Annotated in this window: 7 protein-coding genes; 4 read left to right on the top strand and 3 right to left on the bottom strand. The window is 73.5% G+C overall.

Going from position 1 to position 15,362, the window contains the following annotated elements:
* Positions 1 to 10: 10 nt before the first annotated feature.
* The gene (locus tag ABGB12_RS17945) at positions 11 to 970 is read right to left on the bottom strand and encodes a YafY family protein (RefSeq protein WP_347679289.1); all 960 of its coding nucleotides are present in this window, start codon (positions 968 to 970) and stop codon (positions 11 to 13) included.
* A gap of 121 nt (positions 971 to 1,091) precedes the next feature.
* Here ABGB12_RS17945 and ABGB12_RS17940 point away from each other — a divergent pair, with 121 nt between their 5' ends.
* Positions 1,092 to 2,528: an MFS transporter gene (locus ABGB12_RS17940; protein WP_347679287.1), complete on the top strand. Its 1,437-nt coding sequence runs from the start codon at positions 1,092 to 1,094 to the stop codon at positions 2,526 to 2,528.
* Here ABGB12_RS17940 and ABGB12_RS17935 read toward each other — a convergent pair whose 3' ends face one another.
* The gene (locus tag ABGB12_RS17935; protein WP_347679285.1) at positions 2,529 to 3,185 is read right to left on the bottom strand and encodes a class I SAM-dependent methyltransferase; all 657 of its coding nucleotides are present in this window, start codon (positions 3,183 to 3,185) and stop codon (positions 2,529 to 2,531) included.
* Positions 3,186 to 3,195: 10 nt separating this feature from the next.
* The gene (locus ABGB12_RS17930; RefSeq protein ID WP_347679283.1) at positions 3,196 to 4,335 is read right to left on the bottom strand and encodes an NAD(P)/FAD-dependent oxidoreductase; all 1,140 of its coding nucleotides are present in this window, start codon (positions 4,333 to 4,335) and stop codon (positions 3,196 to 3,198) included.
* Between the two features lie 132 nt (positions 4,336 to 4,467).
* On the opposite strand from ABGB12_RS17930, the gene ABGB12_RS17925 reads away from it, so the two are divergent.
* The 3 genes from ABGB12_RS17925 to ABGB12_RS17915 are packed head-to-tail and all read left to right on the top strand — an operon-like array spanning position 4,468 to position 15,304.
* Complete coding sequence (locus tag ABGB12_RS17925; protein ID WP_347679281.1) at positions 4,468 to 8,373, top strand: amino acid adenylation domain-containing protein; 3,906 nt, start codon at positions 4,468 to 4,470, stop codon at positions 8,371 to 8,373.
* Entirely contained in the window at positions 8,370 to 11,555 is a 3,186-nt protein-coding gene (locus tag ABGB12_RS17920; RefSeq protein ID WP_347679279.1) for an amino acid adenylation domain-containing protein, read from the top strand. Before ABGB12_RS17925 ends, ABGB12_RS17920 begins: the two co-directional genes overlap by 4 nt.
* Positions 11,552 to 15,304 (top strand): amino acid adenylation domain-containing protein, encoded by a 3,753-nt coding sequence (locus tag ABGB12_RS17915; RefSeq protein WP_347679277.1) that lies wholly within the window; start codon positions 11,552 to 11,554, stop codon positions 15,302 to 15,304. Before ABGB12_RS17920 ends, ABGB12_RS17915 begins: the two co-directional genes overlap by 4 nt.
* Positions 15,305 to 15,362: the final 58 nt, after the last annotated feature.

Raw genomic sequence — 15,362 nt, 5'->3', positions numbered from 1 at the left:
CCGGACGCGGTTATGCGCGGGTTGCGCGCGTGAACCGCTCGGCGACGCGGCGGACCTCCTCCGCCAGCTCGGGCGGGTCGAGCACCTTGAAGTCCGCGCCCGCCAGGCCGATGTGCAGGGCGAGCCCGTCCAGGGAGTTCGCGCCCGAGTGCAGGATGCACGAGTCCTCGCCGACGGCCTCCAGCCGCCCGGCGGTCGGCGGGATCCGTTCGGCCACGAAGGACGCCGGAGCGTACATCAGCACCCGGGCCCAGTACCGGTACGGCGTGGAGGAGACCCGCTGCGAGATGTAGGCGTTGAGGTCCTCGGCGGGCGGCGTGCGCGGCCGGAACCGGGAGCCGGGGGTGATCGGCCGCCCGATGCGGTCGACCCGGAACGTGCGCCAGTCCTCCCGCGCCAGGTCGTAGCCGAGCAGGTACCAGCGCCGCCCCGTGTGCACCAGCCGGTAGGGCTCCACGGTCCGGCGGCCGACCTCCCCGGCGTGCGTCCGGTAGTCGAACTTCACCTTCTCGTTCGCCCTGCAGGCCGCGGCGATCGAGGTCAGCAGCTCCGGTTCGACCACGGGCCCGCCCGGCCCGGTCAGCGGCATCGTCACCGAGCCGAGCGCGTCGACCCGCTCCCTCAGCCGCGCCGGCAGGATCTGCTCCAGCTTGGCCAGCACCCGCACCGAGGTCTCCTCGAGCCCCACGACGGTCCCGCCCGCGGCGGTGCGCAGCCCGACGGCGATCGCCACCGCCTCCTCGTCGTCCAGCAGGAGGGGCGGCAGCACGGCTCCCGCGCCGAGCCGGTACCCGCCGGCGACCCCCGGCACGGCGTCCACCGGGTAGCCCATCGTCCGGAGCCGGTCGACGTAGCGGCGGACGGTCCGGGGGGTCACCCCGAGCCGTGTCGCCAGTTCGGTGCCGGTCCAGTCCCGGTGCACCTGGAGGAGACGCAGAAGACGCAGCAGTTGTGCCGAGGTTTCTGACATGTTCTCCAGTCTCCGTGCAATCGCGGACAAGGTGCGTCCTCAATTGCTTTTAGCGTGACCTCGGCTGGACCGGCGCGGAATCCCGCGCCGGAGACCCCCATCTCTTCCCGGGAGAAGATCCATGACCGAAGTCCCGCCCAATCCGCTCAGATGGAAGGCCCTCGCCGTCCTGGCGCTGGTCCAGTTCCTCGTCTTCACCGACGGGACGATCGTCAACGTCGCCCTGCCCTCCATCCAGGAGGACCTCGACCTCGACCAGAGCGCCCTGACCTGGGTCGTCAACGGCTACCTGCTCGCCGCGGGCGGTCTCCTGCTGCTCGGCGGACGCCTCGCCGACCTGGCGGGGCGCCGCGCCGTCTTCATGGCCGGCGCGACGCTCTTCGCCGCGGCGTCGCTGGCCGCCGCGCTCGCCCCGAGCGCCGAGGTCCTGGTCGCCGCCCGGTTCGCCCAGGGCGTCGGCGAGGCGCTGGCGGTGCCCTCCGCGATGTCCCTCGTCGCCCTGCTCTTCTCCGACGACGCCGAACGCGCCAAGGCGTTCGGCATCTGGGGCGGCCTGGCGGGTCTGGGCTCCACCGCCGGGGTCCTGCTCGGCGGGGTCCTCACCGACCTGGTCAGCTGGCACTGGATCTTCTACGTGAACGTTCCGCTCGCCCTGTTCTCCGTCGCCATGGTGCCGCGGCTGGTGCGGGAGAGCCGGATGCCCTCCGGCGCCCGCCCCGACTGGGCGAGCGCGATCCTGGTCACCGGCGGCCTGGTCGCCGTGATCCAGGGCGTCCTGTCGATCGCCGAGCACTCGTTCACCAGCGTGAACGTCCTCGGTCCGCTGCTGGGCGGACTGGCCGCGGTCGCGGCGTTCGTCGTGCTCCAGGCCAAGGTCGCCAACCCTCTCGTCCCGCTCGGTTTCTTCCGGCACCGGGTGCGCGTCACCGGCAACGTCGCGATGGTCTTCCTGTCCAGCTCGACCGCCGCGATGTTCTTCCTCACCGTCGTCTACGTCCAGCGGACCCTGGGCTTCACCCCGCTGCAGAGCGGACTGGCCTGGCTGCCCTTCATCGCCACGTTCATGGTCGGCCTCACCGTCACCATGAACCTGCTCCCCAAGATCGGGCCGCGCTGGCTGATCTCGGGCGCGCTGCTCCTGGCCGGGATCGGCATGCTGCTGCTCACCCGGATCCCGGTGGACGGCAGCTACCCGGTGGACCTGCTGGTGCCGCTGCTGCTGATCGGGCTCGGCGGCGGCGCCGCCACCCCGGCCACCCAGGTCGCGGCGCTCACCGACGTGTCCGGCCAGGACGCCGGCCTGGGCTCGGGCGTCATCACCACCGTGCTCCAGCTCGGCCAGGCCCTCGGCCTCGCCACCATCGTGACCGTCGCGACGGCCTACGCCCATGACCGCGGCGACACGGTCGAGGCGGCCACCCGGGGCGACCAGATCGCCTTCCTGATCGCCGGGGCGGTCCTGGTGGCCGGCTCGCTCGTGGTCGCCCTCCTTCTGCGCAGCGCGAAGTCCCCGGCCGCCGCGCCGGCTGCCGGGGACGAGGCGCCCGTCAAGGTCTGATCAGACGTCGATCTCGAAGAAGGCCATCGAGCCCTTCATCCAGACCCTGGACGCCGAGAACCGCTTGCGGAGCTCGGCGTCCAGGGTCTCCACCCGGTCGTGGAGGTTCTGGAACGACCCGGCCTTGTTGTAGGAGCGCATCATCCAGCGGGTGAGGGCGGGCTGGTCGGGCGAGTCGCCGATCACGGTGGTGCCGAAGATGCGGGCGCCGGGCTCGGCGTAGGGCAGGAGGTGGTCGAACACCACCGCCTTCTCCTCCAGCGTCCCCGGCAGGCAGTGCAGGACGTTCTGGACGGCGATCGAGTTGAACCGGCGCTCCCCGAGGTCGAGCGGGTGCAGCACGTCCCTGACCAGGGTCGTGGGGGAGTACCGCGCGATCCTGTCCGCGACGGTCGACAGGACCAGCTCGTTCAGGTCCACCAGCGTGACGGACGGCCGCGGCGAGGGGAAGTTGCACCGGTCGAGGAAGTACCCGCTTCCGGGACCGAGGTCCAGGTGCCGGTCGCGGACGTTGCGGTCGTAGTGGTTGAGCATCACCCGGCGCGAGCAGCGCCAGGCGACGGGGCAGACGATGCCGAGCGCGATCGGGTCGTAGATCGCCAGCACCGGCTTGGTGTACATCTCGGCGTCTCCGCTGAGCACGGTCTCCTGGGTCACTGCTGTCCTCCTATGCCAAGTGCGCGAACAGGTCCCCCGCGGTGACGCTCCCGGCCGCCGCGGCGAAGTACTTCTCGGTGAGCTCGTCCGACGCCTGGACGGACCGGAGGAGCTCGAGCCGTTCGGGTTCGACGTCCAGCCGGGCCACGGCCAGCGTCGAGCGGTAGTTGGCGAGCAGCAGCCCGTCCCGTTCCCGGGCGAACCTCCTGGCCGCGGCGCCGGGGTCGTCCGGGGCGCCGGGGCCCGCGAGGAGCTCGGCCTGCAGGAACGCGTCGGTGATGCCCCGCGCGGTGAGCGAGTCCTTGTGGTGGCCGGCGTCGCCGACCAGGACCCAGCCGGGCCCGGCGGGCGTGCGCAGGAAGTTCCGCTGGTCGCCGGTGCCGTAGATCCGGCCGTCCCGGGACGCCGTGCGGAGCCGCTCGGCCAGGCCGGGCGCCGTCGTCCGGATGTTGTCCAGGTAGGCGTTCTCCGCGTCGGCCCTGATCCCGTCGAAGTGCCGCTGCCGGAAGTACGCGGCGACGAGCGTCCGCCCCTCGTTGGTGGGGATCGCCCCGATCCAGTGGCCTTCCCTCTGGTACTGCTCGAACCCGGCCTCGACCCCGCTCCAGTACGTGTAGTACGCGCAGGTGAGCCGGGGATGGACGGCGTACTCCTCGGCCCCCGCCAGCCGGGCCACGGTCGAGCGCATCCCGTCCGCACCGACCACCAGCCGGCACCGGTCGGCGGTCGTCTTCCCGCCGGGCGTGCGGTACCGCACCCCGGTGACCCTGCCGTCCTCCTCCAGCAGGCCCAGGACCGTGCAGCCGTGCCTGACCTCGGCCCCGGCCTTCTGCGCCGCCGTCGCCAGGATCGTGTCGAGCACGTGGCGGCGCGGGGCGTAGGCGGTGCCCGGGCCCGGCCCCTCCAGCCGCACGTCGGCGACCTCGTACCTCTGCCGGTTCAGCGGCGGCGCGCCGCTCGCGGCCACCTCGTCCAGGACCCCCCAGGCGCGCAGCCGGTCCACCCCGGGAGAGTGGATGTAGAGGGTCGACAACTTGTCGGTGCCGGGACGCGCCCTTTCCAGGACCAGCACCCGGCGGCCCGCCCCGGCCAGGAGCAGGGCCGTCCCGGCTCCCGCGCACCGGGCGCCCACCACGATCGCGTCATACATAGAGCCTCCCGCCCGAGACCTTTGGCCGGAGCGGTTAGCGAAGGGTTACGGGCGGGCGTAACCGCCGGATGACCTGGTCGGCCTAGCTTCCGAGCGGGTCGGCACGGTGCCGCCCCAAAGGAGAGGTGGCCGATGTCCGAAGCCAAGGTGGAACGCATCGCCCGGCTGTCACCGGAACGCCAGGCGCTGCTCGCGAGGTTGCGCAGGGACGACCGCCGGCCGGTCCGCCGCGCGGGAGAGGGGCCGCAGCCGCTGTCCTTCGCCCAGCGCCGGTTGTGGTTCGTGCACGAGATGGGAGGCGGGGGTACGGCTTTCAGCGCGCCGGTCACCTACCGGGTCAGGGGCGAGCTGGACGGCGGTCTCCTCGCCGAGGCGCTCCGCCTGCTGATCGGGCGGCACGCGGCGCTGCGCACGGTCTTCCCCGAGGTGGACGGGGAACCCGTCCAGGTCGTCGGCGAGGTGCCCGAAGAGGTCGTCCGGCGGGTCCGGGTGAACCACCTGCCTCCCGAGGCGCGGGAGGAGGCGGCCTTCGCGGCGCTGCACGCCGAGGTCGACACCCCGTTCGACCTGGTGCGGGGCCCGGTCCTGCGGACCACCCTGATCAGCCTCTCCGACGACGAGCACCTGCTCCAGCTCAACATCCACCACATCACCTCGGACCAGTGGTCCATGGGCATCCTGGTGCGGGAGCTGGAGGAGTGCTACACCGCCCTGCGGGAGGGGCGCGCGCCGCGGCTGCCGGAACAGCCGATCAGCTACGCCGACTACACGTTGTGGCAGCGCGAACGGATGACCGGGGACGTCGAGCGCGACCTGCTCGACTACTGGCGGAAGCGGCTCGACGGCATGGTCGAGCTGGATCTGCCCTCCGACCGCACCCGCCCTCCCCTGCCCAGCCACTCCGGGCGGGAGACGGCGCTCTGGCTGCCCGCCGACCTGGTGGCGGAACTGCGCGCGCTGGCGTCCGAGACCGGCGCGTCCCCGTTCCTGGTGCTGCTCTCCGCGTTCACCGCGCTGCTGGCCCGGTACACCGGCGAGAACGACATCGCGATCGGCACGACCTCGGCGGGACGGGACGTGCCGGAGGCCGAGGGCGTCATCGGCTTCTTCGTCAACACCCTCGTGCTGCGCACCGACGTTTCCGGCGACCCCACCTTCCGCGAACTGGTGGCCCGGGTGAAGGCGGGAACCCTGGCCGATCACGAGCACGCCGAGCTCCCGTTCGACCTGCTCGTGGAACGCCTCCGCCCGGCCCGGGACGCGAGCAGGCCGCCCCTGGTGTCGGTGATGTTCCAGCAGGACAACACCCCGGACGCCGCGCTCTCCCTGCCCGGAGCCGACATCTCGCTGGTCGACGACTTCGACCCGGGCACCGCCAAGTACGACCTGCTGGCCAGCGCCCGCGTCTGGGACCGCGGGGCCCGCATCCACGTCCAGTACAGCCGTGACCTGTTCGACCCGGAGACCGTCGACCGGTTCCTGTCGAGCCTCCGGGTCCTGATCGAGGCCGCGGTCCGCGCGCCGGACACCCCCGTGCGCGCCCTTCCCCTGCTGGACGAGGCGGAAGCCGACCGCATCCTGCGCGCCTGGAACGACACTGCCACCGAGGTCACCGAACTCTGCCTGCACGACCTGTTCGACCGGCAGCCGCGTGACGCCGTCGCGATGGTCGGCGCGGGGCGGGAGGTCACCTTCGGGGAGCTCGAGGAGAGGTCCAACCGGCTCGCCCGCCACCTGGACGTGCCCGCCGGATCGCTCGTGGCCCTCAAGCTGCCGCTCGGCGTCGACTACCTGGTGGCGGTGCTCGCCGTCCTCAAGTCGGGGGCGGCTTTCGTGCCGATCGACCCCGAGTACCCCGCCACCCGGATCGACTACATCCTCGCCGACTCCGGCGCCCCCGTCGTGGTCACCGAAGCCGACGTGGCGGCCTCGGCGGACGCCCCGGCGACCCGTCCCGGCGTGGCGGTGAGCCCGGACGACCGGTGCTACGTCATCTACACCTCGGGTTCCACCGGCGAGCCCAAGGGGGTCGTCCTGCGCCACCGGGGCGTGGTCAACAACCTCCTGGACCTCAACGGGAGCTTCGGCGTCGGGCCGGGCGACAGCGTGCTCGCCCTGTCGTCCCCCAGCTTCGACATGTCGGTGTACGAGCTGCTCGGCGTTCCCGGCGCGGGCGGAACCGTCGTCCTGCCCGAGCCCGAGCTGGCCCGCGACCCCGCGCACTGGGCCGAACTGGTCGAAGAGCACGGCATCACCGTGTGGAACTCCGCGCCCGCGCTGCTGAAGCTCTTCCTCGACCAGGTCGAGCAGTCCGTGGAAGCGCGGCCCGAGACGCTGCGCCTGGCGATCCTCGGCGGCGACTGGGTGCCGGTGACCATGCCGGACCGGCTGCGGGCCCTGGCCCCCGGGCTGCTCTTCGTCGTGCTCGGCGGAGCCACGGAGGCGTCGATCCACTCGATCGTCTACCCCGTCGGCGATGTGGACCCGTCCTGGAAGTCCCTCCCGTACGGGCGTCCGATGGCCGGCCAGACCGCCTACATCCTCGACGCGGCGGGGGAGCCGGTGCCCGTCGGGGTACCCGGTGAGCTGCACCTCGGCGGGATCGGGGTCGGCCTGGGCTACCTGGGACGGCCGGAGCTGACCGCCGAGAAGTTCATCCAGTGGCGCGGCCTGCGGCTCTACCGGACCGGGGACCGGGCGCGGTGGCGGCCGGACGGCGTGATCGAACTCCTCGGCCGGATGGACTTCATGGTCAAGGTCAACGGCGTCCGGATCGAGCCGGGCGAGGTCGAAGCGGTGCTCCGCGGGCACGAGGCGGTCTCGGAGGCGGTCGTGGTGGCCGACACCGACGCCTCCGGCGACCGGCGGCTGGTCGGCTACCTCGTGGCCGGATCCGGCCTGGACGTGGAGGAGGTGCACCGGCACGCCCGGCGGGCGCTTCCGCCGACGATGGTCCCGTCCCGGCTGGTCGTGCTCGACGCCCTGCCGCTGAGCCCCAACGGCAAGGTCGACCGCAAGGCCCTCGCCGCCCGCGACGACCGTCCGGTCTCCCCCGTCCACAGCCCCCCGAAGGGGCCGGGGGAGGAGCGTGTGGCCGCGGCCTGGCGGCGGGTGCTCGGCCTCGACGAGATCGACAGGAACGCGGACTTCTTCACCCTGGGCGGCGACTCGTTCAAGGCGGTCAGGGCCGCGCGGCTCCTGGACGAGCGGCTCTCCGTGATGACGATCTTCAAGAACCCCACCGTGGCCGCCCTCGCCGGCCATCTGGAGAACGACGAGCACACCGCCGGACCACCCCTCCTCCATCTGCTGTCGGAGTCCGCCGACGCGCCGCTGACCCTGGTGTGCGTGCCGTACGGCGGCGGCAACGCCGTCGCCTACCAGCCGCTGGCCGACGCGCTCGGCCCGGCCTGCGCGCTCTGGTCGGTCGACCTGCCGGGCCACGACCTGGCCGACCCCCGGCCGCTCGCCGGGATCGACGAGACCATGCGCCGGTGCGCCGAGGAGGTGCGCGACCGTGTCACCGGGCCGGTCGCCCTGTACGGGCAGTGCGCCGGCACCGCGGCGACCCTGCTGCTCGGCCGGGCGCTGGAGGACCTCGGGGTCCGGGTGAGCGCCGTCTTCATGGGCGCGGCCCTGCCCGACGAGGACCCCGAGGCGTCCTGGCGGATGCTCGCCGAACGGGACCAGGACGACCTGCTGGCCCACATGCGGCGGCTCGGCGGGTTCGACGGAGCCCTCGCCGACGAGGACGTCGAGGCCATCCTCCGGGTGGTCAGGCACGACCTCGCCGAGATGGTCGGGCTCTACCGCGCGGAGGCGGGCACGCCCCCCAGGCGTCTGGCGGGGCCCGTGCACTGCCTGGTCGGCGACGCCGACCCGGCCACCGAGGGGTACGAGCGGCGGTTCACCGACTGGGGCCGGTACGGGTCGGGCACCTCGCTCTCGGTCGTCGCCGGGGGCGGTCACTACTTCTGCAAGCACCAGCCGCGGGAGGTCGCCCGGGTGGTGCTCGGGCTGCTGGGAGGAGACCGGTGAAGAAGGCGATGACGCGGTGGCGGCAGATGTCACCGCAGGAACGGGCGGCGCTCCACGCCAAGGCGGGGGGCACCGCCGACACGGGTCCGGTGGCGCGCGGAGGCGGGCCCGCCGAGGCGTCGTTCACCCAGAACCAGCTCTGGTTCCTGGACCGGCTCTCGGCGGAGGCCACCTACGTCGTGCCGTTCGCGTTCCGGCTGCGCGGACCGCTGGACGTGAAGGCGCTGGACGGGGCGCTCGACCAGGTCGTCCGGCGGCACGAGGTGCTCCGGTCGCGGCTCGTCACCGAGGACGGCAGGCTGATGCAGCTGCCCGGACCCTCCCCCGACCCCCTGGAGGTCGAGGACGTCCCGGACGAGGAGGCCCTCTGGCGCAGGGCGCGCACGCTGGCCGCCGAACGGTTCGATCTGGCCTCCGGCCCCGTCGTCCGCACCCGGCTGCTGCGCCTGTCCGACGACGACCACGTGCTGGTGTGGATCGCCCACCACGCCGTCGCCGACGGCTGGTCGGCGTCCGTGCTCCTCACCGAACTGAAGGAGCTGTACGCCGGCCGCCGGCTCGACCCGCTGCCCCTCCAGTACGCCGACTTCGGCGCCTGGCAGCGCGAACGGCCCACCGCGAAGGCACTGGAATTCTGGAAGGAGCACCTCGGCGACGCCCCGGCGGCGGCCGTGCCGTCGTTCCGGCCACGGCCGCCCGTGCAGGGCTTCCGGGGAGACAGCGTCGAGTTCCCGGTACCCGACGGGGTCGCCGAGTTCGCCGCCGCGCACGGAACCACTTCCTTCGTCGTCCTGCTGGCCGCGCTGCACACGCTCCTGGTGAAGTTCGGCGGTGAGGAGGACTCCGTGCTCGGAGCGGCCCTGTCGGGCCGGGTCCGCCCGGAGGTGGAGCCGCTGATCGGCCCGTTCTCCACGACCCTGCCGCTGCGCGTCGACGCCTCCGGCGACCCCTCCGTGAGCGGACTGCTCGCCCGCACGTCCGCGAGGGTCCTGGACGGCCTGGCCCACCAGGAACTCCCCTTCGGCGAGCTGGTGCGCGGGCTCGGCCGGGCCCGCGACCCCGGCCGCAACCCCCTCTACCAGGTCCTGTTCGCCATGGGAGGCATCACCGACCCGCCCCGCGAACTCGTCCCCGGACTCGCCGTCGAGATCCGGGGCCTGCCGAACGGGACGGCCAGGCTGGACCTCCAGCTGAACGTCGACCAGACCCCGGACGGCGGCTTCCAGGCGCGCCTCGACTACGCCACCGACCTGTACGACCACCGGACGGCGCGGCGCCTGGCCGACGGCTACGTATCGATCCTGCGGGCCTTCCTCTCGGACCCGGATCTGCCGCTCAGCGCCATCGGCCTGCTCGGGCCCGAGGAGAGCGAGCGGATCCTCGCCCGCTGGCGGGACATCGCGCGGGTCCCCGCCCCCGAGGGGTTCCTGCCGCTGTTCGCCGCGCGGGTGGCCGCCGGCCCCGACCGGCCCGCCGTCGTCGACGGCACCCGCACCCTCACCTACCGGGAGCTCGACGAGGAGGCGGACCGGATCGCCCGTGCCGTCCGCGACCTCGGCCGCGGCCCGGGATCCGTCGTCGCCGTCGCCTCCCCCTACACGCTGGAGCAGCTCACCGGTCTGCTCGGCGTGTTCAAGTCCGGCGCGGTCTACCTGCCCCTCGACCCGGAGCTGCCGGCCGAGCGGCTCGACTTCGTCCTCGCCGACAGCGGCTGCGACCTGGTGCTGCGCTCCGGCAGCACGTCCGGCGAACTCCACTTCGAGGAGAGGTCGCGGCCCGCCGCCCCTCCCCGGCCGTCCCCCGACGGCACCGCCTACCTGATGTACACCTCCGGCTCCACCGGACGGCCCAAGGGAGTGGCGGTCGGGCATCGGGCGCTGGGCAACTTCCTGGGCGCGATGGCGCCCCTGGTCCGCCCGGACGACGCCCTCATCGCCCTGACCAGCCCCACCTTCGACATCTCCCTGGACGAGCTGCTGCTCCCGCTGACCGTCGGCGCCCGGGTCGTGATCGCCCGGCGCTCCCAGGCCAGGGACGGCGCGGCCCTCCTCTCGCTCGCCGAGTCCGCGGACGTCACCGTCCTGCACGGCACCCCGGCCACCTTCCGGATGCTGGTCGACGCGGGCTGGCGGCCCGGCCGGATCCGGGCGGCGCTGTGCGGCGGGGAGGCCATGTCCGCCCGGCTCGCGGCCGAACTGGCCGAACGCGCCGGCGAGGTGTGGAACCTGTTCGGGCCGACCGAGGCCACCGTCTGGGCCCTGACCCACCGGGTCGAGGAGGGCGGCCCCGTCCCGATCGGCAGACCGCTGCCGAACCTGACCGCGCTGGCCCTGGACGGCGCGCTCCGCCCCGTGCCGCCGGGCGCGCTCGGCGAGCTCTACCTGGGCGGCGCCGGGCTCGCCGACGGCTACCCGGGCCTGCCCGAGCTGACCGCCGAACGCTTCATCACGGACGCGAGCGGCCTGCGCCTCTACCGCACCGGCGACCTGGTCCGGTACGACGAGGAAGGCGTGTTCTGGTACCACGGACGCGCCGACGACCAGGTGAAGCTCCGCGGCTTCCGGATCGAGCCGGGCGAGATCGAGGCCTGCCTGCTGCGGCACCCGGCCGTGGCGGAGGCCGCGGCGGTCGTCCACCGGCGCGCCGAGGACGACCTGAGGCTCGTCGCCTACGTGCGCGCCGTCTCGCCGGTCTCCGCGCGGGAGCTCACCGCCGCGCTCAGGGCGTCGCTGCCCGCCCACATGGTCCCCGGGACGATCGTCGAGCTGGACTCCTTCCCGCTGACCACCGCGGGCAAGACCGACCGGCGCGCCCTGGCGGCCAGGCCGCTGCCGGAAGAAGGCGGCGACGCAGGGTACGACCCGCCGCGCACCCCCGTCGAGCGGTGGCTGGCCGACCGCTGGGAGGAGTCGCTGGGCCGGACCCGCGTCGGGATCCACGACGACTTCTTCAGCCTCGGCGGGCACTCGCTGCTGGCCGTCCGGGTGCTCTCCCGGATCGCCGACCTGTACGGGGTGGAGATCCCCCTCGACGCCTTCTTCACCAGGCCCACCATCGCCGCCCTGGCGGAGCGGATCTCGGCGGCGGAGGCCCCCGACGACCTGCTGGACCTGATCGAACGGCTCACCGACGAGGAGGTGGCGCGGCTCATCGGCCGCGCCGGACGAGAGGAAACGCGATGACCGAACTCCTGGTGCCGCTGGACCCGCCCTCCCTTCAGATCACACTCCCGGTCACGGACCGCAGGGCGGTCACCGGCCGGGGGGAGGCACTGACGTACGCGGAGCTCGACGCCCGGGTCGAGCGGCTCGCCCGGGACCTGGGGACGCGCGGGACGCGCCCCGGCGACCGGGTGGCCGTCGACCGGCGGCCGAGCGTCGACGCCGTGGTTACGGTCCTGGCCGTGTTGCGGATCCGGGCGCTGCCCGTCCCGTCCGACCTCGAGGACGTCGAGGAGTTCTCCCTTCTCCCCGAAGGGGAGATCTCCTTCGAAGGCCTGGACGAGCTCGCCGCCCGACTCGACGAGACCGCGAGGGGCGGCTGGGCGTGCTCTTCGGGCGCCCTCCTCTGGCCGGCGTTCCTCATGGCGGGCGCGGAACTCCACGTCGCCGACGCGGCGGCCATGGCGACGCCCGCGCGGCTGCGGGACTGGCTGCTCGCCGGGAAGATCACCCACGCGGTCGTGGACGGGCCGCTCGACGGGGTGCACTGGCCGGCGGGCAGGCCGAGGCCCGAGCTGATCGTCCCGGAGGCCGAGTCGCCCGGACGGTTCGAGCCGTTCCCCCTCACCGACACCCAGCAGGCGTACTGGATCGGCAGGAGCGACGCCGTCGAGCTGGGCGGCGTCGGCTGCCACGGCTACTGGGAGTGGGAGGGCGAAGGCCTGGACGTGCCGCGGTTCGAGGCGGCCTGGCGGACGGTGGTGCGGCGGCACGACGCGCTGCGCACGGTCATCCTCCCCGACGGGCTCCAGCAGGTGCTGAAGGACCCTCCCGAGTACGACATCCCCGTCCTGGACCTGCGCGCGCTGCCCGAGGAGGAGGCCGAGGAGCGGGCCGCCGGACTCCGGGAGGAGCTCGCCCACCGGATGATCCCCGCCGACCGCTTCCCCCTGTGGGACGTCCGGGTGACCCTGCTGCCCGGCGGCCGGGTGCGGCTGCACCTCGGCCTCGACCTGCTGATCATCGACGCCTGGAGCTACTTCCAGATCCTCGTGCCCGACCTGGTCTCCGCCTACTGCGACCCCGACCGGCAGCCCGCCCCGCCCGGACTGCGGTTCCGCGACTACGCGCTGGCCCTGGAGGAGTGGCGGCGGACCTCGGAGGAGTACCGGACGTCGCGGAGCTACTGGCTCGACCGGATCGACGACCTGCCACCCGCTCCGCGGCTTCCCCAGGCTCCCGGGCCCGTCCCGGAGAAGATCCGGTTCACCCGCCGCGAGTTCTCCCTCGACGCCGGACGCTGGGCGGTGCTGAAGGGGCGGGCCGCGGCGCTGTCCGTCACGCCGTCGGGGCTGCTGCTGACGGCGTTCGCCGAGGTGCTGCGCGCCTGGAGCGCCGAGGACGAGCTGACCGTCAACGTGCCGCTGTTCGACCGGGCGCCGATCCACCCCGACGTCGAGCGGGTCATCGGCGACTTCACCACGACCTCGCTGCTGGCCGTCACCGAGACCGGCGGGACCTTCGCCGACCGGGCCAGAGCCCTGCAGGGACGGCTGTGGGCCGACCTGGAGCACCGGCACTTCAGCGGCGTCCAGGTGATGCGGGAGCTGGCGACCCGGCGGGGTGTGGCCTCCCGGGCCGCGTTCCCGGTGGTCGCGACGATCCTGCTGGGCCAGCCGCCGCGGCACTTCCACACCGCGCTCGGCGAAGCCGTGTACACCAGCACCCAAACCCCCCAGGTCACGCTCGACATGCAGGTGGCCGAGGTCGCCGGGGAGCTGCGGCTGAGCTGGGACTCGGTGGACGAGGTCTTCCCGCCCGGCGTGCTCCCCGACATGTTCGGCGCCTTCACCGGGTTGCTGGAGCGGCTCGTGGACGACGAGGAGACCCTCGCGCTGGAGTACGTCCCGCTCATCCCCGGGCACCAGCGGGAGCTCATGCGCGCGATGAACGCGACGGCGGGGCCCGAACCCGACCGGCTGCTGCACGCCCCGGTCGGCGAGCACGCCCGGGTCCGGCCGTCCGCACCGGCCGTCATCAGCGGCGACGTCCGCCTGACCTACGCCGAACTCGACCGGCGGGTCAACCAGGTCGGCAGGCGGCTGCGCGACCTCGGCGCCGAGCCCGGTGGCCTCGTCGCGATCGTCATGCGCAAAGGCTGGGAGCAGATCGTCGCCGCGCACGGCGTCCTCTCCTCCGGAGCGGCCTACCTGCCGGTCGACCCGGCGGTGCCGGCCGAACGGCTCCGGTTCCTGCTGGAGGACGGCGAGGTCTCCGTCGTGCTCACCCAATCCGTGCTCGACGACGCCCTGGACTGGCCGGAAGGGGTCCACCGCCTCTGCGTGGACGTCGACTTCGACGACGTCGACCCCTCGCCCCTCGACCCGGCGCAGCGCCCCGACGACCTCGCCTACGTCATCTACACCTCCGGTTCCACCGGCAGGCCCAAGGGCGTGATGGTCGAGCACCGGGGCGCGGCCAACACCATCGACGACGTCAACGAGCGGTTCGGCGTCGGCCCGGACGACCGCTGCCTGGCCGTCTCCGACCTCCACTTCGACCTTTCGGTGTACGACGTGTTCGGCATCATCGCCGCCGGCGGATGCGCGGTCATGCCGGCCCCCTCCGACCATCCCGACCCCGAGCACTGGGCCGACCTGGTGCGCGCGGAGGGCGTCACCTTCTGGAACTCGGTGCCCGCGCTGCTGGAGCTTCTGGTCGCGCAGGCGGAGGGGACGGGCGGACTGCCCTCGCTGCGCACGGCGATCCTGGCCGGCGACTGGATTCCCGTCGATCTGCCCGGACGGCTCCGTGCTCTCGCCCCCGGGGTGCTGGTCGTGGCCTCGGGCGGGCCGACGGAGACCTGCGTGTGGTCGGTCGTCAACCCCCTCGACGGCGAGGACGGCGAGGACGTCTCGCTGCCGAGCATCCCCTACGGCCGGCCGATGACCAACCAGCGCTACCACGTGCTGGACTCCCGCGGCAGGCCCAGGCCCGTCTGGGTGCCCGGCGAGATGTACGTCGCCAGCGAGGTGGGCCTGGCCCGCGGCTACTGGCGCGACCCCGAGCGCACCGCCGAGAGGTTCTCCCCGGTCCCGGGTCTGGAGCCGCGCGCCTACGCCACCGGCGACCTCGGCCGTCTGCTCCCCGACGGCTCGCTGGAGATCCTGGGGCGCACCGACTTCCAGGTGAAGATCCAGGGTCACCGGATCGAACTCGGCGAGATCGAGGCGGCGCTGGCCGGGCACCCCTCGGTGGACCGGGCGGTGGCGGTCGCGGCGGGGCAGCGCCTGGTCGCTTTCGTCACCGGCGACGACCCCGACCCGGAGGAGCTCCGCGGCCGTCTGGCCGGCCTGCTGCCCGCGTACATGGTCCCGGCCACCGTGAAGGTGCTGGACGCGCTGCCCCTGACCCGCAACGGCAAGGTCGACCGCCTCGCGCTCGGAGAGCGGGCCGGGACCGCCGCCCCGGACGTCCAGAGCGGCCCGCCCGAGGGCCCGGTGGAGGAGATCGTGGCTCTGCTCTGGTGCGAACTGCTGGGGCTGGAGAGCGTGGGGCGGGGAGACCACTTCTTCCGGCTGGGCGGCAACTCCCTGATCGCGACCCGGGTCATCGCCCGGCTGCGCGAGCTGTTCGGGGTGGAGCTGTCGCTGCGGGTCGTCTTCACCGGGCCGACGGTGGCGGACACCGCCGCGGCCCTGCTCGCCGACCCGGACGACGCGGCCCGGGTCCTGGCCATGTGCGAGATCCTCCGGGACCTGGAGGACTGAGCTCGGAAACGGCGAGAGCCGGTGGGGGCGTCGCCCCCACCGGCTCTCCTTCTTGCTC

This window comes from Actinocorallia sp. B10E7 (genome assembly GCF_039871655.1).
In the GTDB taxonomy this organism is placed as follows: domain Bacteria; phylum Actinomycetota; class Actinomycetes; order Streptosporangiales; family Streptosporangiaceae; genus Actinocorallia.
The sequence above is the reverse complement of the archived record's forward strand: the minus strand, read 5'-3'. Positions and strand labels throughout refer to the sequence as shown.

Excerpts from the sequence above, each read along its gene's own strand:
- ABGB12_RS17930 (WP_347679283.1), bottom strand. The coding sequence starts at position 4,335 with ATGTATGACGCGATCGTGGTGGGCGCCCGGTGCGCGGGAGCCGGGACG.
- ABGB12_RS17925 (WP_347679281.1), top strand. The coding sequence starts at position 4,468 with ATGTCCGAAGCCAAGGTGGAACGCATCGCCCGGCTGTCACCGGAACGC.
- ABGB12_RS17915 (WP_347679277.1), top strand. The coding sequence starts at position 11,552 with ATGACCGAACTCCTGGTGCCGCTGGACCCGCCCTCCCTTCAGATCACA.
- ABGB12_RS17945 (WP_347679289.1), bottom strand. The coding sequence starts at position 970 with ATGTCAGAAACCTCGGCACAACTGCTGCGTCTTCTGCGTCTCCTCCAG.
- ABGB12_RS17940 (WP_347679287.1), top strand. The coding sequence starts at position 1,092 with ATGACCGAAGTCCCGCCCAATCCGCTCAGATGGAAGGCCCTCGCCGTC.